This is a genomic window from Polaromonas sp. YR568 (assembly GCF_943371715.1).
GTDB lineage: Bacteria > Pseudomonadota > Gammaproteobacteria > Burkholderiales > Burkholderiaceae_C > Polaromonas.
On the sequence record NZ_CALRVW010000014.1, the window covers coordinates 49039 to 71388 of the forward strand.

A 22350-nucleotide genomic window follows, 5' to 3' on the forward strand; every position below is an offset into this window, starting at 1 on the left:
GAAGCAGGCCCTAATCCAGCTTGCCGATGCGCTTGACGACCTCGGCCATGCGTTTGGCGTCGGCCTGCACGTAGTTCTCGAAGTCGGCAGCGTCCTGGAAAAGAACGGGGCTGCCGGCGTTGAGGATGACTTCCTTGACCTTGCCGTCCTGCGCGGCCGCGTTGGCGGCGGCGCGCAGGCGCTGGGCTATCGGTTCAGGGGTGTCTTTGGGAATGAACAGGCCGGACCACTGCGCGTATTCGGCGTTGTAACCCGCGTCTTTCAGGCTGGGCGCCTCCGGCAGGGCAGCGAGCTTGCCATTGCCCCAATGCGCGAGCACCCGCAGCTTGCCGGCCTTGACGTGCTGCAGCACGGTGGCGGGCCCGGAGGACACCGCGTCAATTTGCCCGCCGAGCAGGGCCACCACCGCGGGGCCTGCGCCGGTGAAGGGGATGTGCGTCATTTTCACGCCCGCGTTCTGCGAGAGGATTTCCATGGGCACATGCATGGTGCCGTAGTTGCCCGATGAACCGTAGTTGATCGCGCCCGGACGCTTCCTGGCATCCTCGACAAAATCCTTCACGGTTTTCCAGGGTGATTCGGCGCGCACCGCGAGCACGGTCGGATCTGCAGTGAAGCGGGCGATCGGGCGCAGGTCGTTCAGCGCAAACATCGGCGGGCGTCCGCGCAGGGTGTCTGCCTCGGGAATGACGGTCAGCGAGGACAGGGCCAGGAGCACGGTGTAACCATCGGGCTTGGCTTTGGCGGCCATGCCCATGCCGATGCCGCCGCCGGCGCCGGCCTTGTTTTCAATCACCACCGGTTGACCCAGATCGCGCGACATGGCTTCGGCCACAGGGCGTGCGACGAGGTCGGCGAGGCCGCCGGGAGGGAAGGGCACGATCATCGTGATGGGGCGCACAGGCCACGCGTTTTGCGCGGCCACCCAGGTGGCGGCCGAAATGAGCAAGGCACCCAGCAATACGGATCTGCGTTTCATGTTTGTCTCCTGAGGTTGGTCGGCGGCGGGCCGAAAAACCCGCACATTTTTATGGTTTGCATGCTAACATCCGCCTGAAATTTTGGGGTTATCGCAATCCCTAGGAGTCTGTCTCCAGGCTCCTGCTTCCACCACCGCCCCGGCGCTTTCCTGCCGGGCAAAAACAAAGAGAGACAGCGCCATGAAAATTGTTGCCTACCGCCTCCATGGCCGCTCCGGTGTGGGCCTGGTGTCTGCCGATCTCCAGCAGGTCCAGCCCTTCGATCTGCCCGAAGCGTTACGCGACCTGGGGGCGTTGCCGCTGATCGAGATGCAGGTGCGCGGCGACGCATTGCCGGCCCTGCTGCCGGCCCTGGCCCTCAGTGAAGTGCAGATCATCGCCCCGTTGCCCAGGCCGCGCCGCAACATTTTCTGCGTCGGGAAAAACTACTTTGCGCACGCGAAAGAGTTTGCCGGCAGCGGCTTTGACAGCAGCGCCAAATCGGGCGGCGACATTCCTGCGGACCCCATCATCTTCACCAAGGTGCCCGAGTCTGTGGTGGGTCCCGGCGCCGCCATCGAGATGCCGGCGGTCTCCACGGCGATCGATTACGAAGCCGAACTGGCCGTCATCATCGGACGCGGCGGCAAGGGCATTGCCGCGAAAGACGCCATGGCCCATGTCTGGGGCTACACCATCGTCAACGACATCACGGCGCGCGACTGGCAAAGCCGTCACCAGCAATGGCACATGGGCAAGTCATTCGACACCTTCTGTCCCATGGGGCCGTGGCTGGTGAGTGCCGACGAACTGGACGGCACCAAAACCACGGTGCGCTGCTATGTCAATGGCGAGGAGCGCCAGAACGCCTCGACGGTGGACCTGATTTTTGACATTCCCAAACTGATTGAAACGCTCTCGGCCGGCATCACGCTCTATCCCGGTGACGTGATCGCCACCGGCACACCGGTCGGTGTCGGCATTGGCTTCAAGCCGCCGAAGTACCTGCAGGCCGGTGACGTGGTGCGGGTCGAGATCGACGGCATCGGCAGCCTGGAAAACCCGGTGGTCTGACAGGCGCCCGGAGCGCCGTTCTCAACCGGCGGGGTGGTGTTGCGCGCCGCCGCCATGCAGTTCATTGGCAAAACCGTGGTTCACGTCGCGGTGGCCCGCCTCGTCTTCCCGCACGGCCAGCACCACATCGCGCAAGGTGGCATCGGCGGGCAGCTTCCAGTAGTCCTTGGCGATCTGCGGGGCGGCCACGTTGGCGTGAACACCCGAGTCGATGAGCGCGAGGTAGTTGGTGTAGCTGGTATAGGCCTCTTCCTCGAAGTAACCGACCACCCGGTGCGCCACACCCGGGGCGATCAGGTAGAGCAGGAAATAGGCGTTGTAGAAAAAACCCTGCACAAGAATGACCAGTGCGCGCTCGAATGCATTGGGCTGCGCGATTTTGATGAAGGTCATCAGATGCATGCGCTCGTTCTCGGCCTCGTCCATCAGCGTGCGTATCCAGCCCTTGTCATCCTCGATGCGGCGCAGGCAGCGCAGATGCGTCAGCGTGGCGCCCACCATGCCCGGAACCGAGGCAACGGTTTCCAGAACGATCGCGCGGTGGCCGTAACGCTTGGCAAAAAACAGGTCGGCAAAAAAGCGCAGGAAGCGGACAAAGGCGTAGGCAAAGCGGTCGCCAAAGGTTCGCGGTGTGTAGTGGGGAGGGGTCATGGGAGCCTTCGCATGCACGGGAGGTGCAGCCTTGCGGACCACCGTACACCAAAGGCGGGGGCCTGTCTGTCCGACACCAGCTCGCTTGGGCCTGGGCGCTACAGGGTCTGCATGCGCAGGCGGCGCGCCGCCTCTTCGGCCCGCGCATCGTCGATCTCGCCCATCACGGCGCCCATGTCCACCGGCCCGAGCTTGTGCGCGAAACGACCGGTAAGCACTGTCTCAGGCCGCAACACGCCGCGTTGGTACAGGTCCCAGATCTCGTGGCCGTAGTCGGTGGTCAGCAAGTCAGGCGCGAACCGGCCGAAGAAGCCGCGCAGGTTGGCGACATCGCGCAGCAGCATGCGGCTGGCGTGGTTGTTGCCGGCGGCATCCACTGCCTGCGGCAGGTCGATGATGACCGGGCCGTCCGCGGCCAGCAGCACGTTGAACTCGGAGAGGTCGCCGTGCACGACGCCGGCGCACAACATGCGCACCACTTCCGTGAGCAGCGTGGCGTGGTGCAGGCGCGCCTGTTCCGGCGTGAACTCCACATCGTTCAGCCGCGGAGCTGCGTCACCCTGTTCGTCGGTCACCAGTTCCATCAGCAGCACGCCGTCGCAGAAGTTGTGCGGGGTGGGCACGCGAACCCCGGCGGCGGCCAGGCGGTACAGCGCATCGACTTCGGCGCTTTGCCAGGCCGCCTCGGCCGCCTGCCTGCCAAAACGGGTGCCCTTGGCCATGGCACGCGCCTGGCGCGTGTTCTTGACCTTGCGGTTTTCGGTGTAGTCCACCGCCTGCCGGAAGCTGCGCTGGTCGGCTTCCTTGTAAATCTTCGCGCAGCGCGTTTCGTCTCCACAGCGCACGACATAAACCATGGCTTCCTTGCCGCTCATCAACTGCCGCACCACGGTGTCGATCAGGCCTTCTTCGATCAATGACTGCAGTCGCTTGGGTGGTTTCATGGCCCTATTTTGCGCCTCGCGGCTAAAGCGCCCGCAGTCAGCCTGCCTGCCCGTCGATGCGCGGCCGTGTCAGCACGGGCCAGTAGCGCACGACATAGAGCGCAAAGCCGGCAGACCACAGTGCTGCCGATCCCAGCGTGGCTTCGATGATCCACGCCGGGACGGCGAGCGGCACGAACACGCGGACCAGCGCCGCGAGCAGAACAAGGACATAACAGGCCACATCGCTGCGGTCGGCTCTGAGTGGCCGGCCGGTGTGCCCGCGTGCGGTTCGCGTCATCATGCCGATGATGAGGCCGCCGATGGCGCCCACCGTCAGCGCATGTGTGGCCAGCGAAGGGGCCACCCATCCCGCCGCTGCCAGGGCGCGCAGCACGAGATGCACCGGTATCCAGAAGTAGGCGACCTGCAGCACCCAGACCAGTGGCGCACGCCCTGTTTTCCAGGGGCGCCACAGGCTCCAGCGGGCCAGGTGGGCAAGCGCGCCGGCGCCGGCCACGGCGGCCAGCCACGCACCCTGCAGTTGCACGGCGTCGGCCAGCAGCAGCACCAGCACGCTGCCCAACGCGGCTTTCTCCAGCAGGGGCTGACGCGTGGCATTCGCGCCCGGGACACCGTTGTTGGTGAACATGGGGATCACACGGCCGCCCATCACGGCCATGATGAACAGCATGACATCCAGGGCGAGCTGGATGCCGACCCAGCTCGGAAGCTGCATCACGCCGAGTTGTGCCAGGTGAATGCCGAGCACGGCTGCCGACATCAGCAGCAGCAGGCCGACAAAAAAGTAGTTGCGGCGATTGCGCGCGGCGATGAAGGGAATCGCCAGTGCGATGGCTGCCGCAAGCGGGAACGCGACATTGGCCAGTAGCGCCGCCCAGCCGAAAGGCGTGAGCACCAGTACCCGGCCCGCCACCCACAGTGCCGCCAGCGCGGCCAGGGGCCAGCCGGTGGGTGTCGGCCGGTTCGACCAGTTGCGCCCGGCCGTGAACAGGAAACCGACGACCACGGCCATTGCGAAGCCGAACAGCATCTCGTGGGCGTGCCACATCGGCCCCTGCAGGTAGGGCAGGCCCAGCCAGCCGGAAAATTGCAGCGCCCACAGGCCAATGGACAGGGCGGCGAAGGTGCTGGCCAGCAGGTAAAACGGACGAAAGCCGAGGTCCCAGAGGGCCCAGCCAGCAGGGGCTGGCGAAGGGCGGGGAGGCTCCGCGATCTTGATGAACGGTGTCATGAGGATGTCTTTCGGGTGGGCAGGGCATCGGGCCCGCCATGATGGATGCGCCAGGCGATCGCGGCGCCGGCGATGGTGGCCACAAACAGCGCTATCGCGGCAGCATTGAGGAGGGCACCGGTGCTGCGCAGCGGGTCACCTGCCATTCCAGCGACCAGGCGCAGCAACAGGGACAGATGCAACACGGCCAGCGGCACGTAGAAAAAGGCGCCGAATTGCAGCTTGACGCGCGCGATGGCCGGCAGGATCACCGGTGCATGGCCCATCATCATGCTGACGATGAAGCCCAGGCCGAGGGCGTGCAGTGCGGCGTCGCGCAGGGGCAGGCCCAGGGCGGTGGCGGCCCACGCAAGGCCCGCCACGGCCAGCCACGCGTAGCCGCCGAGCAGGCAAACCGCCATGTAACGGCTGAGTCCGTGCGCCCGGACGGTGTGGCGGGCAATGTCGAAGACTGCCAGCCACAGCGCCAGCAGGGCCAGCGCTAAGCCATACAGCAGCCCGCCTGCGACCGGCGCCAGGGCCGACCAGACCGCGCCCGCGAGCAGCGCCGCCAGCACGGCTTGCAGCGACAACTCCGCGGCGGGTCGCCGGCGCATCAACCGTGTCATTTCCAGGCGCTCGGCGGCGATGGTCATCACGAGAAAGGCAAACCACCAGGGCAGCGTCGCAGCGCTGTCCTGGCCCGTGGCGAACAGCAGGTTGCCGGCCAGCCACGCTCCCGCGGCGACGAGCAGCAGCCAGGTGTGAGCGGCGCGCTGGCGCCGCACGATCACGATGTTGACCGCGGTGAAGATGGCAGCAGCGGCCACGCCCAGCCACGCGCCCGGCCCGGGTTGACCCAGCAGCAGGAGCGCGCCACCTGCACCTGAAGCCAGCGGAGCGAGGAAAGCGGAACGCAACTTGACTGCTACCGCCCGTTCGATACCGATGACGGTACCGAGAAAACCGCAGATCATCAGTGCAGCGTGGGTCAGCACGGCCTGGCCAGGCCAGGCGGAATCAGGCAGCAATGGCAGTGCCACGCCCGCGCGCAGCAGCCCACCTGCGATGCCTGCCAACAGCGACAACGCGACCATTGACAACAGCAGCGGCCGCACCGCCAGGGTGACCCACCGTGGCGCCGTCTGGTGTTGTGCCTGTCTGGGGCGATGCGACGTTTTCACCACTGCATGAAGCGCCTGGCGCGCTCGCTCATCCGGTCGGCGGACCAGGGCGGTTCCCACACCAGTTCAACTTCAATCAGCAATTCCGGCGGTGCCACGCGGTCCAGCTCGGTCTCGACCTCGTCGATGATGAGATCGGCGACCGGGCATGCGGCGGATGTCATGGTCAGCCGGACATGCAGTTTCTCGGCGGTCACGGTGACGCCATAGATCAGCCCGACATCAACGATGCTCATGGCGACCTCCGGGTCGACCACCCGCGTCAGTGCCGCCACCAGGGGCTGGCGCAGTGCCTCAGGGCCTTCGTAGGGAAAGGGCGCATTGGGCTCGGTCATGGCAGGTCCGGCATCAGCGCTCATGCGGCGCGCTTTGCTGCCGTCGTGGGCGCGGTCCTGTCGATAAACAGCACCTTGGCCAGCGCCTGGCGGTTCTGCACCAGGTCGGCCAGGGTGTAGCGGTCCAGCACGGTGTAGAAGGCCTCGACCGCTTCACCGAGTACACCGCGCAGCCGGCAGATGCGTGTGATCGCGCAATGGTTGGCCTCATCAGAAAAACATTCGGCCACCACGGCCGCGCCCTCGGTCTGGCGCACCACCGCGCCGACGCCGACCAGTTCGGGCGGCATGGCCAGTTCGAGCCCGCCTCCCTTGCCACGCACATTGGCCAGCCAGCCGTTTTTACCGAGCAGGTGCACCACCTTGGTCAGATGATTTTCCGACACGGCGAAGGAGGTCGCGATTTCGGCAATCGTGGCGCGCTTCTGGGGTTGCGCGGCCAGGTAAATGAGCACACGCAAGCTGTAGTCGGTAAAGGCGGTGAGTTTCATAGGGTGAATGTAAGGCCTCAGCCGCGGACCTGGAAGTCGATCACGATTTCCCCCGGCTCGCGCCGGACGTAGGCGATGCCCAGCTTTTCGCCGAAGGCCTGCTGCAGTTGGCCCAGCAGGGGCAGGGGGTCGTGGTCATTGACGAAACGCATGGTTTCTCCGGGGTGCAGGCTTTCCAGAGCGCCGAAGATGGCCGCGTGGCGGAAACGTTTGGCGACACCGCGGGCGTCGAAGGGGTGCACGTTGTGGGGGGTCTGGATCTCGCTCACGGTGAAAGCTCCAATAGAAGGGGGAAGGGGACGAAATGCCGGCGCGGCCGGCCTTTCGAGGGATGTCAGAGACCGGCCGCCGCCTTGGCTGTGATGGCGTTCGCGGGTTGAACCGCTGGGCGCCGCAACAGTCGCACGGCATACCAGGCCAGCAGGACGGCACCGATGCCGAACAGGATGTCGCCGGGTACCCGCATCCAGACCAGGGTTTCCATCACGGGTGAGTGGATGATTTCCGGCGAGCGGGCGTACCACAAGCCTTTGGTCACGCTGGCCCAGGCCTGGTAAATGCCGGCTGGCAGCAGCGACAGGAAGACCATCATCGCCAGGCCGATGTTCAGGCTCCAGAAGGCGGGCTTGAGGATGTTGTCGGCATGCAGATGGCGCGCATACAGGCCGCGCAGGCAGAACAGCATCAGGCCGATGCCGAGCATGCCGTAGACACCGAACAGGGCGGCGTGGCCGTGGGCGGCCGTCATGTTCAGGCCCTGCACGTAGTAGAGCGAGGCCGGCGGGTTGATGGCGAAGCCGAGCAGGCCGGCGCCGACGGTGTTCCAGAAGCCGACCGCGACAAAACACATGACCGGCCACTTGTAGGCGGCCAGCCAGGGCAGGGCTTTGGAGCGCCGGTAGGTCTGCAGGGCTTCCAGGCCGATCAGCGTCAGGGGCACGACTTCCAGCGCGGAGAACACCGCACCGACCGCAATCACCGAGGTGGGTGTGCCGGTGAAATACAGGTGATGCAGCGTGCCCAGGATGCCGCCGAAAAGGAACACGATGGTCTCCGCGATGATGGCGCGGTTGGCGCTTTCGGTGCGAACCAGTCCCAGCTTGGTGAAGATCAGCGCAACCACGGCGGTGGCGAACACCTCGAAGAATCCTTCCACCCACAGGTGAACCAGCCACCAGCGCCAGTACTCGACCATCGAGTAGTGGGTGTTCTGGCCCCAGGTCAGCGATGTCGCGTAGAAGCCGCCGATGCAGGTGGCCGACAGGAAGACCATGGCGATCAGGCCGCGGGTTTCCGACGGTTTCTTCAGCGCCGGCCAGAGGGCGCGGCCGAGCAGAAACACCCAGAACAGCAGACCCACGAACAGCAGGATCTGCCAGACACGGCCCATGCTGGTGAATTCCAGCCCCTGGTTGCCGACCCAGAAACTGAAGTCCACGCCGCGGTGCTGCAGCGTGCCCAGCCAGCCGGTCACGGTGGAGCCGACCACGATGGCAATCAGCGCCCAGAACAGAACGTCCACGCCGAGTTTTTGCAGCTTGGGTTCCCGCCCTGACAGCAGGGGGGCGATGTAGAGGCCGGTAGCCAGCCAGGCGGTGGCAATCCAGAAGATGCCCACCTGGGTGTGTACCGTGCGGCTCACCACGTAAGGCAACACCTGGGCCAGCGGCAGGCCAAAGAAGGATTGGCCTTCGACGGCGTAGTGCGCCGTGATCACGCCCATGGCGATCTGCAGCAGCATCAGGCCAATCACGGCAAAGAAATACTTGCGCGTGGCCTTCATCGAGGGGGTGGCGACCGCGCCCAGCAGCGGGTCGGCCTTGGGCGGCAAGGCCTCCGGCTCATGGCGCTGGCTGCCGTGCAGCCACAACATGGCGGCGATGGCACCGAGCAGCAGGACGATGCTGACCATCGACCAGATCGCGGCCGAGTCGGTCATCTTGTTGCCCACCAGGGGCTCATGCGGCCAGTTGCTGGTGTAAGACAGGTTTTCCTCGCCGGGCCGGTCGGTGGTTGCGGCCCAGGACGTCCAGAAGAAGAAGGCTGTGAGGGCCTGGCGATCTGCCGCATCCGGCAGCAGGTTGCCCGTCATCGCGTACTGGTCACGCAGCTTGTCCAGCTGCACGTCGCTGCCGAACAGGGCGTTGTAGTGACTCGCCACTTCGCGGATCGCCTGTGCACGGTCGCGTGACACGGTGACGGTTTCGCTGGTTTGGTCGTAGGTGTTGCGCCGCATTTCCTCCTTCAGCGCAGCATCGACCGCGCCGCGGTCGGACGCTGTCATGGCCGACGGCTCCTTGCGCAAGGCCTGCGTATGGATGGTCTGGAGCGCCGTTGCTTCCCGGTGCAGCCAGTCGGCCGACCAGTCCGGCGCCAGATAGGCGCCGTGGCCCCAGACGCTGCCTTGCTGCTGGCCGCCGCTGGCCAGCCAGACCTGCTGGCCTTTCTGGACCTGCTCGCCGGTGAAAAGAACCTCGCCCGACGTGGTGACGACGGCCTTGGGGATGGGAGGGGCTGTCAGGTAGATCTGCACGCCGAGGTAACCCAGGGCCCCAAACGACAGGACAAAGATGAAGCCGAGCCAGCGCCACAGCATGTTGTTGTTTTTCATCGCGTATTCCTTCTGGTTTCTGTAAAGGGGATCAGGCGCCGCCGCAGGAGCCGCAGCATTGGCCGTCGCTGTGAGCGGACGCCAGCCGGGTGATGGCCACGCGCCAGGTGGCCGGTCCCTGTTCCAGGTAAGCCCAGCTGAACTTGCCTGGCCATTCGGCCTGGAACTGGTGATGCAGCGGCTGCGGGTCGTGGTCGTTGATCAATTCCATGGCCTGGCCGGCCCGGAGTTGGCTGAAGGTCGAGAAGATCAGGGGATGTCGCTCGCGGGGCGCAAGGGTGCGGATATCGAGCGCGGCGGGGGCAGAGGTATGGCTCATGGAGACTCCATTCATTGACAAGGAAAGACAAACAAGGATGATTTATAAAGTGTATATATAATACATCTATAAGAGCAGCCCGTGCAATTCCCCTGTTGATTCAGGTCAAATGCGCGGCTGATGAACTCCGCCTTGTTTGCCGTCTTGCTTTGTCCAGGCGTGCGGCGCTGTTTCCCGCCTTGAAGGCCTTGAGCCCATTTCTTGACGGGGATCAGAAAGTATCCGGAAGGATCGGCGTATGGTCGTGCGCTGTGACGGCTCCGTTCGGGGCCCGACGTCCGATCGCCACCCGCATGACCACCTCCACAACTCTCGCCGAACCTGTCCTTTCCCATCCACCTCCTCCGGAACTGGTCTGTCCAGCCGGCAGCCTGCCGGCCCTGAAGGCCGCGGTGGACAACGGCGCCAGTTGTGTCTACCTGGGCCTGCGCGATGCAACCAACGCACGCAACTTTGCCGGCCTCAATTTCGACGAGGCCGCCATTGCCGCAGGTATCCGGTATGCCCACGAGCGCGGCTGCAAGGTTTTCATGGCGCTCAACACCTACCCGCAGGCCGCCAACCCCGGTCCCTGGCGCGCGGCGCTGGACCAGGCTGTGGACCTGGGGGTGGATGCCGTGATCCTCGCCGACCCCGGGCTCATGCAATACGCCGCTTCCCGTTATCCGGCGCTGCGCCTGCACCTGTCGGTGCAGGGTTCGGCCACCAATTACGAGGCGATCAATTTCTACCGCGAGCAGTTCGGTATCGTTCGCGCGGTGTTGCCACGTGTGTTGTCGCTGGAACAGGTGCAGCAGGTCATCGACAAGACGCCGGTGGAAATCGAGGTGTTCGGTTTTGGCAGCCTGTGTGTGATGGTGGAGGGGCGCTGTGCGCTGTCGTCCTATGTGACGGGCGAATCGCCCAATACACACGGCGTGTGTTCGCCGGCCAAGTCCGTACGCTGGCAGGAAACGCCGCAAGGCCTGGAGTCGCGGCTGGGCGGCGTGCTGATCGACCGATATGCCAGCGGGGAAAACGCCGGCTACCCCACGCTGTGCAAGGGGCGCTTCGACGTGGGTGACGACGAGAGTTATTACGCCATCGAGGAGCCCGCCAGCCTGAACACGCTCGAACTCCTGCCGCAGCTCATGAAGATGGGTGTGCGCGCCATCAAGATCGAGGGCCGCCAGCGCAGCCTGGCTTATGTGGCGCAGGTCACCCGGGTCTGGCGCGAGGCGATCGACCATTGCGTCGCCAACCCGCATCGCTACGCACCGAAAACCACCTGGATGGCCAGCCTGGACCAGGTGGCCGAAGGCCAGCAACACACGCTGGGCGCTTACCACCGGCCCTGGAAATGATGGACACCCGCACCATGAAAATCGCCTTGGGCCCGCTGCTGTATTACTGGCAACGCGAGGCTGTCTTCAGTTTCTATGACGCGGTCGCTGCCTCCCCGGTGGATGTGGTCTACCTCGGCGAAACCGTGTGTTCGCGGCGCCATGAGTTGCGCCTGGCCGACTGGCTGGACATCGCGACCCGCCTGCGCGCTGCCGGCAAGGAGGTGGTGCTCTCGACCCAGGTGCTGCTGGAGTCGGGCAGCGATGTGGGCACCATGCACAGGATCACGGCCAATGGCGATTTCCGGGTCGAGGCCAACGACATGGGCGCCGTCCACCGCCTGGCCGGCAAGCTGCCGTTTGTGGCCGGCCCGCATCTCAACCTGTACAACCCGGCGTCGTTGCAGTGGATGGCCTCGCTGGGCGCCTGCCGCTGGGTCATGCCGCTGGAGATGAAGCAGGGTGATCTTGCGCTGTTGCAGCAGAACCGCCCGCCCGGTCTTGAAACCGAGGTGTTTGCCTACGGCCGCATGCCGCTGGCCTACTCGGCGCGCTGCTTTACCGCGCGGCAGCGCAACCTGCCCAAGGACGACTGCCGCTTCAGTTGCCTCGACCACCCGGACGGCCTGATGCTCAGGACCCGCGAGAGCGAGGAGTTCCTGGTGCTCAACGGCACGCAGACCCAGTCGGCCCGGGTCTACAACCTGGTCGATGCGCTGGAGGACATGCGTGTCGCGGGCGTGGATGTGGTGCGCCTGAGTCCGCAGGCGCAGCACATGGCAGAGGTGATCGCCCTGTTCGATGCAGCACGCAAGCAGGTGCTGACGCCGCAGGAGGCGCTGGCGCGCATGCAGCCCCTCATGCCGGAAAAGGGCTGCAATGGCTACTGGCACGGCCGCCCCGGCCTGGAGCAGGTGGCATCCGCGGTCGCTGGCTGAGGGCGGAAAACGATGTACCACGGCGAACGTTTCAACAGCATCAGCCACCTCGTCGGCGCCGGGCTGGCGGTGGCGGGGTCGGTCGCACTGATCGTGCCCGCCGGTTTCGTCGGTGACCCCTGGAAAATTGTGAGCTTCAGCATCTACGGCGCCATGCTGGTGGCGCTGTACGTCTTTTCCACGCTGTATCACAGCGTACGCGGTCGCGCCAAAAACGTGCTGCGCAAGTTCGACCATTGTTCGATCTACCTGCTGATCGCCGGCAGCTACACGCCCTTCGCTCTGGTCTCGCTGCGCGGCGCCTGGGGCTGGTCCTTGCTGGGCGTGGTGTGGGGCCTGGCGCTGCTGGGCATCGTGCAGGAAATCTGGCTGGCCAAAGGCGCGCGTGTGCTGTCGCTGGTCATTTATGTGCTGATGGGCTGGCTGGCGCTTGTGGCGGTGGCGCCCTTGTGGACCGCCCTGACGCCTGCGGGCTTTGCCTGGCTGGCCGCGGGTGGTGCTTGCTACACCCTGGGCATTGGTTTTTACGCCACCGACCACAAGCTGCGCCACGGCCACGGCTGGTGGCACCTGTGTGTGCTGGGCGGCAGCATCTGCCACTTCATCACCGTGCTGCTGTATGTGGCCTGACTCTGTGGACCGCCATGAAACCCTTTTCTTCCTCTCCTCCCCTTGCCTTGCCGCCGGCCCTCGGGTCGCTGCTGGCGCGCCTGCCGGCTTATCCCGGCTCGGTGCTCTTGGTGAGCGCGCTTAACCTGGGCCTGGCGCACCAGTTGCCGGCCGACGTGGGCCGCTTGTTGCTGCACAAAAAGCTGCGCATCCATGTGCGTGACGCGCGCCTGACCTTTGACTTTGCCTGGACGGGGCAGCGCTTCGCCGCCTGCCCCCGGCAGCAGGCCACCGACCTGGCCATCAGTGCCAGCGCCCACGATTTCATGCGCCTGGCGCAGCGCCAGGAAGATCCGGACACGCTTTTTTTCAGCCGCCGCCTCGCCATGGAGGGCGACACCGAGCTGGGCCTGGTCGTCAAGAATGCGCTCGATGCCCTGGAACTGCCGGTGCTCGACTTTCAGCAGTGGACGCCGCTCCAGTTGCTGGCACGCCTGGGTCCACGGCAGCGTTCGGCCGGTGTCGGCCCGCGCCAGCATGCAGGTAAAAATCATGACTGAGGACCGTCGCAGTTTGCCGCTGGTTTATTCCTGTTCGGGATGCTCCAGCGCCGCGCAGCTGGCCAACCAGGTGGCGCTGCAGCTGGACCGGCGCGGCGTCGCCGAGATGTCCTGCATTGCCGGGGTGGGCGGCGACGTGCCCCATCTGATGAAAATCGTGCGCTCCGGGCGGCCCGTCATCGCGCTCGATGGCTGCCCGCTGGCCTGCGTGAAAAGTGTGCTGGCGCGCCATGACATCACGGCCGACCGGCATTACCCGCTCCAGCAATACGGTGTCAAAAAGCGCACGCACGAGGACTTCGATCCCGCGCAGGCAGCGCTGGTGCTCGAGCGTGTGGCCGCCGACCTGCTGGCGGTGCCGCTGCGTGCATCCCCTACCGCTGGCGGGATTGCCGCCGGAGGAGCGGACGAACATGCTCCCCGGTGACAGCGCGACCCCACCCCGACGCATCATTGTTGCGATCTCCGGGGCCAGCGGTGCGGTGTATGGCACGCGCCTGTTGCAGGTGCTTGATGCCCTGGCAGGGATCGAGACCCACCTGGTGGTGTCCGACGCGGGCTGGCGCAACCTCGACCAGGAGCAGGGCATGAGCCGCGCCGCCGTTGAAGCCTTGGCCGACCAGGTGCACGACGCGCGCGATGTGGGCGCCTCCATTGCCAGCGGCTCCTTTTTATGCAGTGCCATGGTGGTGGCGCCCTGTTCGATGCGCACGCTGGCTGCCGTGGCGCACGGGCTGGCGGACAACCTCATCACGCGCGCCGCCGACGTGGTGCTCAAGGAGCGCCGGCGCCTGGTGCTGATGGTGCGCGAATCGCCGCTGCACCTGGGTCACCTGCGCAACATGGTCAGCGTGACCGAAATGGGCGCCATCATCTGCCCGCCCATGCCGGCTTTCTACCAGCGTCCGCAGTCGGTGGCCGAGCTGGTGGACGGCAGCGTGGCGCGTGTGCTGGACCTGCTGGACCTGCCGCACGACCTGGCCCCGCGCTGGGACGGGCGGGCTCTCGCCACGGCCGGGCCCTGAGCCATGCGCTACCGCGACCTGCGCGATTTCATGGCCCAGCTCGAGCTGACCGGCGACCTGCGCCGCGTGGCAGAGCCGGTGTCGCCGCATCTGGAAATGACGGCGCTGTGCGACCGCGTCCTGCGTGCCGGTGGCCCGGCCCTCTTGTTCGAACAACCCACCGGACACAACATGCCGGTGCTGGCCAACCTGTTCGGCACGCCGGCACGTGTGGCGCGCGCCATGGGTGTAGGTGACCTGCGCGCGCTGCGTTCCTTTGGCGAGGTGCTCGCAGCCCTCAAGGAACCCGAAGCACCCAAGGGCCTGAAAGACATGCTCGGGCTGGGCGGGCTGCTTAAAACCTTGTGGCACATGGCGCCGCGTGAATTGCGTTCAGCCCCCTGCCAGGAGGTGGTCTGGGAAGGTGCTGATGTCGATCTGGCGCGGTTGCCGGTGCAACACTGCTGGCCCGGCGACGTTGCGCCTCTGGTCACCTGGGGCCTGGTCATCACCCAGGGGCCGCACAAGCCACGGCAAAACCTGGGCATTTACCGCCAGCAGGTGCTCTCACGCAACCAGCTCATCATGCGCTGGTTGGCGCACCGCGGCGGCGCGCTCGATTTTCGCGACCATGGCGCGGCGCATCCGGGCCAGCCTTATCCCGTGGCCGTCGCGCTGGGCGCCGATCCGGCCACCATCCTCGGCGCGGTGACCCCGGTGCCCGACAGCCTGTCGGAGTACCAGTTCGCCGGCCTGTTGCGCGGCGCGCGTACCGACGTGGTGCGCGCGCTGGGTAGCGGTTTGCGCGTGCCGGCCACCGCCGAAATCGTGCTCGAGGGCCACATCTATCCGGATGCTGGCCACCCCAGCGGCTACCAGCATGCGCTCGAAGGACCGTTCGGCGACCACACGGGGTATTACAACGAGCAGGCTTCGTTTCCGGTGTTCACGGTGGACCGCATCACCTTGCGGCGCGACCCGATTTATCACTCCACCTACACCGGCAAACCGCCGGACGAGCCTGCCGTGCTCGGCATGGCCCTGAACGAGTTGTTCATTCCCCTGCTGCAAAGGCAGTTTCCCGAAATCACCGACTTTTACCTGCCGCCTGAAGGTTGCAGCTACCGCATGGCGCTGGTGCGCATCAAGAAGGCCTACCCTGGCCACGCGCGGCGCGTGATGATGGGCGTGTGGAGCCATTTGCGCCAGTTCATGTACACCAAGTTTGTGGTCGTGGTGGACGATGACGTGGACGTGCGCGACTGGCGCGAGGTGATCTGGGCCCTGACCACCCGCATGGATCCGGCGCGCGACACGATGCTGATCGAAAACACGCCCATCGACTACCTGGACTTCGCCTCGCCGGTGAGCGGTCTGGGCAGCAAGATGGGACTGGACGCGACGAACAAATGGCCCGGCGAAACCCAGCGCGAATGGGGCCGTCCCATCATCATGGATGCGGCGGTGCAGGCGCGCATGGACGGCATCTTTCAGTCCCTGGGGCTGTGACGGGCGGTGTCGCCTGCGTTCTGACAGTGTCTCGCCCGAATCGCACAATGGCTTATGGACTTCCATCACTCTCCCAAGGCGCTGGCGCTGCGCCAGCAACTCGAGGCCTTCATGCAGCAGTACCTGCTGCCCTACAACGCGGCCTGGCACCGTTCGGTGCAGGAGGGAATTTATCCGCCGCCTTTTCTCGAAGACCTCAAGGCGCTGGCACGCGAGGCGGGCTTGTGGAACCTGTTTCTGCCGGGCCTGCAGGAGGACGAGCCCGGCACGCGCCTGGGTCACCTTGATTACGCGCCGCTGGCTGAAACCATGGGCCGCCTGCCCTGGGCCGCGGAGGTGTTCAACTGCAGCGCCCCCGACACCGGCAACATGGAACTGCTGCACCGCTTTGCCACGCCCGATCAGCGCTCGCAATGGCTGATGCCCTTGCTGGAAGGCCGCATCCGGTCAGCCTTTGCGATGTCCGAGCCCGACGTGGCCTCGTCCGACCCGACCAACCTGCAGACCACCGTGCGGCGCGAGGGCGGGCAACTGGTGCTCAATGGCCGCAAGTGGTTCATTACCGGAGCGGCGCACCCCAACTGCCGGCTGCTGGTGGTGATGTGCCGCAACGACGAGGCGCCAGGCGAGGGTGACCCGGCCGGGGCGCATCACCGGCACAGCATGGTGCTGGTGCCCATGGACACGCCGGGACTGCAGGTGTTGCGCAACATTGCCGTGGTGCACCACCATGCGCCCGAAGGCCATTGCGAAATCCTGCTGCGCGACGTGCGCGTGCCGGTGAACCACCTGCTGGGCGGCTGGGGCGAGGGTTTTGCCATGGCGCAGGCGCGACTCGGACCGGGCCGGGTGCACCACTGCATGCGCACCATCGGCCAGTGCGAGCTGGCGCTGGAGCTGGCCACGGAACGCACGCTGGAGCGCCAGGCCTTCGGTAAATACCTTTCGGATTTTTCCAATGTGCAGGAATGGATCGCCGAGTCGCGCATCGAGATCGACCAGGCGCGTCTGCTGATTCTTCACGCGGCCTGGGCGCTTGACGAAGGCAAAGATGATGCGGCACAACTGCGCGCGCGCGTGGCCGCCATCAAGGTGGTGGCCGCGCGGCTGCAGACACGGGTGGTGGACCGTGCCATGCAGGCCTTCGGTGCCATGGGCCTGTCACCCGATACGCCGCTGGCCTATTTCTGGACCTGGGGCCGGGCCCTGCACCTGATGGACGGGCCCGACGAGGTGCATTTGCGCACCGTGGCACGGCACGAACTGGCGCAGGCGAAAGCGCGCGCAGGCAGCACCGCCGCCTACTTCACCACGCCCGAGCAGTTGCAGGCGCCACCGCGCATTCGTTAGCGTTCGGGGCGCGATCCACTCACACCATTTTGCGAATGGGTTTTTTCTTCCAGACCACGAAGAAGTAGGCCGTCTGCAGCAGCAGTGCCACCGCGTAGGTGGCCGGGTAACTCATCCAGATGCCGCGCAGCCCGAAAGTCTGACTGAACGCCCAGCCCAGCGGGAACAGCAACAGGCCCAGGCAGCCCAGCGAGATCAGGGTGGGCACCAGCACCGTTCCGCTGGCGCGCATGACGGACGTGAAGACGCTGGCCAGGCCGAAAATCAGGCTGGCCCACACGGTGATGTGCAGCAGTCCGGCCGCCAGCGTGACGACCGCCGGATCGGTGATGAACAGCCCGACGATGGTCCGCGCAAACACCAGCACGCCCACTGCCAGACCGCCGGTGATGGCGATGTTCATGCCGAGCCCGACGCGGGTCACGCTGTCGATCTGGTGCAGACGCCCTGCGCCTATGGCCTGCGCCGCCAGCACCGACGCCGCAATCGCAATCGACATGGCGGGAAACTGGACATAGGCCATGACCTGGCTGACGGCTCCCCAGGCGGCCGTGGCATGAGAGCCGTAGCCATTCACCAGACGCAACAGGGCGAGGTCCGCCACCGAGCCGGTGATGAAGAACAGCCCGGTGGGAAAGCCCAGCCGCACGACGGCCTTCAGGAATTTTTTCTCCAGACGTACATGCCGCCAGAAGTCCCTGTCCGGTGCGAGCGTGCGACCGCGCCGCTTCAGGTGCCAGGCCACCCATAGCAGGGCGATGACCGCAGATACCAGCGTGGCCCAGGCGCCGCCGGTCACGCCCAGTGCCGGCAGGCCGAGCCAGCCCTGGATCAGGGCCGGGGTCAGTATGAGAATGATGCTCGAGGAGACCGCCAGCGACAACAGCGGGGTGACTGTATCGCCCACACCGCGCAGCGCCGCCGCCGTCAGCATGGAGACAAACATCAGCGGCAAGGCAGCCATCATGACCTGGGCATAGGCGATGGCCTGGGGCAGTACATCCGGTGGTGTACCCAGCAGGCGCATGATGGGTTCGGCCAGCAACATGCCGCACAGCCCGACCACCACGCCAAGCGAAAAGCCTGCGCAAAGCACGGTGCCGGCAATGGCACGCACCTTTTCAGTATCCCTGGCGCCCCAGGCCTGGCCGATGAGAACGGACGCACCTGCCCCCAGGCCGATCACGAAGGAAATGAAAAACAGCAACAGGGGAAAAAAGCTGGCCACGGCAGCCAGTGCACCGACACCCAGCAGTTGCCCCACATAGATGTTGTTGAGCGTGCCCGACAGGGCCTGCAACATGTTGGTCAGGACCAGCGGACTGAGGAAGACCAGAAAGGTCTTCCAGAGCGGTCGGGCGGGGGCGGGTTCCGCCTGGTTTTCCGGCATGGTCAGTGGTCGGTCAAATCAGTGGCCGAGCAGGCGGTAGAAGTAGGTCGTGTCACACAGCCCGCCCTGGGGCAGCAGCGCATACCCGGGAATCACGCCGCAGCGTTGCCAGCCGAGCCGGGTGTACAGCCGCTCGGCATCCTCGCTGGCGGTGTCCAGCACCAGCAGCGTTTTGCCGCTTTCGCGCGCGACCTGCTCGGCAGCCTGCATCAGCGCTTCACCCAGGCCCTGGCGCCGCGCCCGGCGATGCACCAGCATCTTTGCCACGTCGGCGCGGTGCGGCTGGTTCTCTGGCTGGTCCAGCAGCACCTGCACCGTGCCCACGATGCCGGCGGCATCTTCGGCCACCAGCAGCGCCCGTTCACCGCGGGCCGCGCCGTCGGCCACACCGCGCCAGAACGCGAGCGCCCTGGCTATGGGCAGGGGATGCATGAAACTCACGGAGGCGCCACCCTCCACGCAATCGATCAGCAGCCCGGCCAGCGACTGCAACTGGCCGTCGGTGACGGCATCGAGACGGCGAATGGTGTGGGCAGAGGATTTGGCGGGCATGGTTTCTCCCGAAAATGGATCTGGAACAAGTTATTACGCCACCAGTGGCGCTTCCTGCATGGCTTCCGTCTGTTCTTCCAGCATGTCGACCTGGCCTTTCCAGTAGTCGCTGGAGCCGAACCACGGGAAGTTGATCGGAAAGATCGGGTCGTGCCAGCGCTGGGCCAGCCAGGCGCTGTAGTGCACCAGGCGCAGGGTGCGCAGCGGCTCGATCAGCGCCAGCTCGCGGCGGTCGAATTCGCGGAATTCTTCGTACCCGTCCACCAGGGCGCCGAGCTGCTGCAGGCATTGGGCGCGTTCGCCGGACAGCAGCATCCAGAGGTCCTGCACGGCCGGGCCGCTGCGTGCGTCGTCGAGGTCGACAAAGTGCGGACCGGCGCCTTCCAGGCCCTCGGGTGTCCACAGGATGTTGCCGGGGTGGCAGTCGCCGTGCAGGCGCAAGGTGCGGATATCGCCCACGCCTTCAAACACGGCTTGCGCCACCTTCATCGCTTCTTCAAAAGCCTTGAGCCAGCGCGACGCCATGTCCAGCGGCAGGTGGTTGCCCGCCAGCAGCAGGTCGCGGCTGGCGTAACCAAAGGTCTGCAGGGTCAGCGCAGGCCGGTGTTTGAAGGGTTTGGCGCTGCCGACCGTGTGGATGCGCGCGAGAAAGCGGCCTATCCATTCGAGCACGCTGAGGTCCTCGAGCTCGGGCCGGCGGCCGCCGCGGCGCGGCGAGACGCTGAAGCTGAACCCGTTGAAGTGGTGCAGGGTGCTGCCGTTCAGCGCCAGGGCGCCCACGACCGGAATTTCCGCGGCCATGAGTTCGGCGGCAAATTCATGTTCTTCGAGAATCTGCACGTCGCTCCAGCGGCCGGGCCGGTAGAACTTGACGACCACGATGTCACCCGCAGCAGAGCCCGCGCCCGCCGGCGCTTCCAGATGGACCTGGTAGACGCGGTTTTCATAACTGGACAGCGCCATGAGCCGGCCGTCGCCATACAGGCCGACGCTGGCCAGTGCGTCCAGCACCACGTCGGGCGTCAGTTTTTCGTAGGCATGCACGGCGTCGGGCACGGGCGTAGCCAAGGGTTGTTCGCTCATGCCTCCATTGTCGGTGCAATCGGAAAAGGCCCCAAAGGTAAAGATAAAAAGTGCCTCAGGCCCTTTGTGGGTAAGCGCAGGAAGCTATTAAATCAATAGCGTGTGTGCGAGATCACAGCTTGAGAATGTGGCCGATGCGCGGGTCACCCTTGCCGGCCAGCACCTGCTGGTAGGCCGCGGCAACGGCTTCGGAGCCCTGGTGCTGCTGCACCAGCAGCCAAGGCGCGTCAGCTTGCATGGCCCGCCGGCTGAAGGCCTGCCACGCCTGCACCAAGCGCTGGCCCAGGCCTTCTGCACCCCAGTCGGCGCTGCGCTTCTTGATCTGCGCAGGGGCAAAAAACAGCGTGGCGCGCGGACCCGGCAGATCCCGGGCGCCGCCAAGCTCGGCCACATGGGTGCCGCCTATGGAGCAGCTGTAGGCCAGGTTCGCAAAGCGGGTGTGGATGGCCAGGCGCAGCCCGGCGTTGCCGGCAAAGTCCACATAAATGCACGCCGCATCGGCAGAAATCTGGTCCAGCTGGTCATACGTCAGCACCCGGCTGTAGCAGCCCAGGCTTTCGCAAAAGGCCACATTCGCCGGCGACGTCAGCCCGATGACTTCGATGCCTGGGCGCTGGGCCAGCTGGAAGGCTGTGCCGTAAGCGGTCTTGCTGGATGCACTGGACAGCAGCATGGTCCGCGCGCCGAAGAAATCGTTGTCGGCCAGGAAGTCGTCGATCAGGAAGGAGGTGATGAACAGCGGCCGCAGCAGGGCCTGGATGTCTTCGGTGTCCGGGGTGTAAAACGGGTCGGCACTGCAGCGCAGGTACTGGTTGTAGACCGCATGCAGTTCGCGTCGATGCGGCGCGCCGTCGTGAAAGCCGGAGGTGTTCAGGCGCGCGGGCGTGAGCACGGTGGCCGAGGCCATGGGGTAGTAGCCATAGAGCCGCTCGCCCACCGCCACACCTGGATGCAGCGACTGCACCACATTGCCAAAGCCCCAGACCGGAATGGTGCCCCAGCCTTCTTCGCCGGTGGGGAAGAACTGCCAGTAATTCATGGCGTCGCCAAAGGCGGCGTAGGTGATGTTGTTGGAGGTCAGCGCAAAGGATTCGACCCGCACGCGAACCTGGCCGTTAGCCAGCGGGGCGTCTTCAGTCGTTTTCAGCCGCGTGCTGGCCAGATCGTTTTTGCGAACAAGAAGGGTGGTGGTGCTCATGCACGCAACATAAGCGAAAAAGCCCGCCGGCTCAACACCGGCGGGCCGCTTTGGCGACAGGACGAAATCAGACCAGTGTGATCGTCACGTCGATGTTGCCGCGCGTGGCGTTCGAGTAAGGGCAGACCTGGTGCGCGGCGTCGACCAGCGCCTGGGCGGCGGTACGGTCCATGCCCGGCAGGCTGATGTCCAGACGGACGGCGATGCCGTAACCGGCGGGAATCTTGCCCAGGTCCACGCTGGCGTCAATGCTCAGGTCGTCAGGCAGCGCGATCTTTTTCATGCCGGCCACGGCCTTCATCGCGCCGATGAAACAGGCGGAGTAACCGGCCGCAAACAGCTGCTCGGGGTTGGTGCCGGTGCCGGCGGTGCCGGGCGAGCTCAGCGTGACGTCCAGGCGGCCGTCGTCGGTTTTGGACTTGCCGTCACGACCGCCGGTGGTGTGGGCATGGGCGGTGTAAAGAACTTTTTCGAGTGAGGTGGTCATGGTGATTTCCTTGGGAAGATGCTTCGAAAGTGAAGCGGGTTGAAAACGGGAAGGGGTTGACGATTTACGCGACCAGCCGCTGGCGCAAGGCCTGCACCTGTTGGGTCAGCGACACCAGTTCGGGAATCGAGCACTGGCTGGCGCTCAGGATGCAGCCCGGTATGCGGGCGGCCCGGCCCTTGAGCTTGCGGCCTGCCGCGGTCAGGCTGATGTGAACACGGCGCTCGTCCTGCACGTCGCGCAGGCGCGCCACGAGCCCGGAGCTTTCCAGGCGCTTGAGCAGTGGCGTCAGCGTGCCTGAATCCAGGTACAGACGCTCGCCGAGTTCGCTCACCGTGAGGCCGTCCTTTTCCCACAGCACCAGCATGGCCAAATACTGCGGGTAGGTCAGCCCGAGCTCGTCGAGCAGCGGCTTGTACAGCTTGGTCATGGCCAGCGAGGTGGAATACAGCGCAAAACAGAGCTGGTTGTCCAGCAGCAGCATGGCGTCGGTGGGTGCGGATTTGCCTGTCATGGATTGAATTATTGCACACAATTAAATTGTGTGCAAGTCAATCGAGAATCATG

At 65.5% G+C, this 22350-nt stretch carries 25 protein-coding genes; 9 read left to right on the forward strand and 16 right to left on the reverse strand.

Translation table 11 applies throughout. From position 1 onward, the window contains the following. Nucleotides 1-10: 10 nt before the first annotated feature. Nucleotides 11-979, reverse strand: coding sequence for a tripartite tricarboxylate transporter substrate binding protein (locus AAG813_RS11820; RefSeq protein ID WP_341915177.1), 969 nt, complete (start codon nucleotides 977-979; stop codon nucleotides 11-13). Between the two features lie 181 nt (nucleotides 980-1160). On the opposite strand from AAG813_RS11820, the gene AAG813_RS11825 reads away from it, so the two are divergent. Next, nucleotides 1161-2033 (forward strand): fumarylacetoacetate hydrolase family protein, encoded by an 873-nt coding sequence (locus tag AAG813_RS11825; RefSeq protein ID WP_341915181.1) that lies wholly within the window; start codon nucleotides 1161-1163, stop codon nucleotides 2031-2033. Between the two features lie 21 nt (nucleotides 2034-2054). Here AAG813_RS11825 and AAG813_RS11830 read toward each other — a convergent pair whose 3' ends face one another. The 9 genes from AAG813_RS11830 to AAG813_RS11870 all read right to left on the reverse strand — a co-directional run bounded on the left by AAG813_RS11830 (nucleotide 2055) and on the right by AAG813_RS11870 (nucleotide 9781). Next, on the reverse strand, nucleotides 2055-2684 hold the full coding sequence (locus AAG813_RS11830) for an alternative oxidase (RefSeq protein WP_341915183.1): 630 nt from the start codon (nucleotides 2682-2684) through the stop codon (nucleotides 2055-2057). 98 nt (nucleotides 2685-2782) lie between these two features. Continuing rightward, nucleotides 2783-3628: a PA4780 family RIO1-like protein kinase gene (locus tag AAG813_RS11835; RefSeq protein ID WP_341915186.1), complete on the reverse strand. Its 846-nt coding sequence runs from the start codon at nucleotides 3626-3628 to the stop codon at nucleotides 2783-2785. 37 nt (nucleotides 3629-3665) lie between these two features. Continuing rightward, a complete protein-coding gene (locus tag AAG813_RS11840; protein ID WP_341915190.1) occupies nucleotides 3666-4862 on the reverse strand; it encodes an NnrS family protein in 1197 nt (398 codons plus the stop codon). Then, nucleotides 4859-5938: a hypothetical protein gene (locus AAG813_RS11845; RefSeq protein WP_341915193.1), complete on the reverse strand. Its 1080-nt coding sequence runs from the start codon at nucleotides 5936-5938 to the stop codon at nucleotides 4859-4861. The genes AAG813_RS11840 and AAG813_RS11845 overlap by 4 nt, the downstream gene beginning before the upstream one ends. 83 nt (nucleotides 5939-6021) lie before the next feature. Beyond that, complete coding sequence (locus AAG813_RS11850; RefSeq protein ID WP_341915196.1) at nucleotides 6022-6384, reverse strand: metal-sulfur cluster assembly factor; 363 nt, start codon at nucleotides 6382-6384, stop codon at nucleotides 6022-6024. After that, nucleotides 6381-6851, reverse strand: coding sequence for an Rrf2 family transcriptional regulator (locus AAG813_RS11855; RefSeq protein ID WP_341915199.1), 471 nt, complete (start codon nucleotides 6849-6851; stop codon nucleotides 6381-6383). Before AAG813_RS11855 ends, AAG813_RS11850 begins: the two co-directional genes overlap by 4 nt. Before the next feature lie 17 nt (nucleotides 6852-6868). Next, on the reverse strand, nucleotides 6869-7120 hold the full coding sequence (locus AAG813_RS11860) for a DUF2249 domain-containing protein (RefSeq protein WP_341915202.1): 252 nt from the start codon (nucleotides 7118-7120) through the stop codon (nucleotides 6869-6871). A gap of 65 nt (nucleotides 7121-7185) precedes the next feature. Continuing rightward, a complete protein-coding gene (locus AAG813_RS11865) occupies nucleotides 7186-9462 on the reverse strand; it encodes a nitric-oxide reductase large subunit (protein ID WP_341915205.1) in 2277 nt (758 codons plus the stop codon). Between the two features lie 31 nt (nucleotides 9463-9493). Next, nucleotides 9494-9781 (reverse strand): DUF2249 domain-containing protein, encoded by a 288-nt coding sequence (locus AAG813_RS11870; protein ID WP_341915210.1) that lies wholly within the window; start codon nucleotides 9779-9781, stop codon nucleotides 9494-9496. 293 nt (nucleotides 9782-10074) lie between these two features. Here AAG813_RS11870 and AAG813_RS11875 point away from each other — a divergent pair, with 293 nt between their 5' ends. Genes AAG813_RS11875 through AAG813_RS11910 form a run of 8 tightly spaced genes read left to right on the forward strand, consistent with a single transcriptional unit; the run spans nucleotide 10075 to nucleotide 17073 of the window. Further along, entirely contained in the window at nucleotides 10075-11124 is a 1050-nt protein-coding gene (locus AAG813_RS11875) for a peptidase U32 family protein (RefSeq protein ID WP_341915213.1), read from the forward strand. A 14-nt stretch (nucleotides 11125-11138) separates the two neighbouring features. Next, nucleotides 11139-12041 (forward strand): U32 family peptidase, encoded by a 903-nt coding sequence (locus AAG813_RS11880; RefSeq protein WP_341915216.1) that lies wholly within the window; start codon nucleotides 11139-11141, stop codon nucleotides 12039-12041. 12 nt (nucleotides 12042-12053) lie between these two features. Continuing rightward, nucleotides 12054-12671, forward strand: coding sequence for a hemolysin III family protein (locus AAG813_RS11885; protein WP_341915220.1), 618 nt, complete (start codon nucleotides 12054-12056; stop codon nucleotides 12669-12671). Nucleotides 12672-12685: 14 nt separating this feature from the next. Continuing rightward, a complete protein-coding gene (locus AAG813_RS11890) occupies nucleotides 12686-13210 on the forward strand; it encodes an SCP2 sterol-binding domain-containing protein (protein WP_341915223.1) in 525 nt (174 codons plus the stop codon). Then, complete coding sequence (locus AAG813_RS11895) at nucleotides 13203-13637, forward strand: putative zinc-binding protein (RefSeq protein WP_341915226.1); 435 nt, start codon at nucleotides 13203-13205, stop codon at nucleotides 13635-13637. Before AAG813_RS11890 ends, AAG813_RS11895 begins: the two co-directional genes overlap by 8 nt. After that, on the forward strand, nucleotides 13624-14235 hold the full coding sequence (locus AAG813_RS11900; RefSeq protein WP_341915231.1) for a UbiX family flavin prenyltransferase: 612 nt from the start codon (nucleotides 13624-13626) through the stop codon (nucleotides 14233-14235). The genes AAG813_RS11895 and AAG813_RS11900 overlap by 14 nt, the downstream gene beginning before the upstream one ends. Nucleotides 14236-14238: 3 nt before the next feature. Beyond that, nucleotides 14239-15723, forward strand: a complete 1485-nt coding sequence (gene ubiD, locus AAG813_RS11905) for a 4-hydroxy-3-polyprenylbenzoate decarboxylase (protein ID WP_341915234.1) — start codon at nucleotides 14239-14241, stop codon at nucleotides 15721-15723. Between the two features lie 54 nt (nucleotides 15724-15777). Next, entirely contained in the window at nucleotides 15778-17073 is a 1296-nt protein-coding gene (locus tag AAG813_RS11910) for an acyl-CoA dehydrogenase family protein (protein ID WP_341915239.1), read from the forward strand. Between the two features lie 19 nt (nucleotides 17074-17092). Here the strand turns inward: AAG813_RS11910 and AAG813_RS11915 are convergent, their stop codons facing one another. From AAG813_RS11915 to AAG813_RS11940, 6 genes are all read right to left on the reverse strand, one after another. Beyond that, the gene (locus AAG813_RS11915) at nucleotides 17093-18463 is read right to left on the reverse strand and encodes an MATE family efflux transporter (protein ID WP_341915243.1); all 1371 of its coding nucleotides are present in this window, start codon (nucleotides 18461-18463) and stop codon (nucleotides 17093-17095) included. A gap of 18 nt (nucleotides 18464-18481) precedes the next feature. Continuing rightward, nucleotides 18482-19015, reverse strand: a complete 534-nt coding sequence (locus tag AAG813_RS11920; RefSeq protein ID WP_341915246.1) for a GNAT family N-acetyltransferase — start codon at nucleotides 19013-19015, stop codon at nucleotides 18482-18484. Nucleotides 19016-19048: 33 nt separating this feature from the next. Continuing rightward, nucleotides 19049-20098: a serine/threonine protein kinase gene (locus AAG813_RS11925; RefSeq protein WP_341915249.1), complete on the reverse strand. Its 1050-nt coding sequence runs from the start codon at nucleotides 20096-20098 to the stop codon at nucleotides 19049-19051. 112 nt (nucleotides 20099-20210) lie between these two features. Next, on the reverse strand, nucleotides 20211-21296 hold the full coding sequence (locus AAG813_RS11930) for a DUF2855 family protein (protein WP_341915253.1): 1086 nt from the start codon (nucleotides 21294-21296) through the stop codon (nucleotides 20211-20213). 67 nt (nucleotides 21297-21363) lie between these two features. Further along, nucleotides 21364-21783, reverse strand: coding sequence for an organic hydroperoxide resistance protein (locus AAG813_RS11935; RefSeq protein ID WP_341915256.1), 420 nt, complete (start codon nucleotides 21781-21783; stop codon nucleotides 21364-21366). A 64-nt stretch (nucleotides 21784-21847) separates the two neighbouring features. Next, entirely contained in the window at nucleotides 21848-22297 is a 450-nt protein-coding gene (locus AAG813_RS11940) for a MarR family transcriptional regulator (protein ID WP_341915260.1), read from the reverse strand. Nucleotides 22298-22350: the final 53 nt, after the last annotated feature.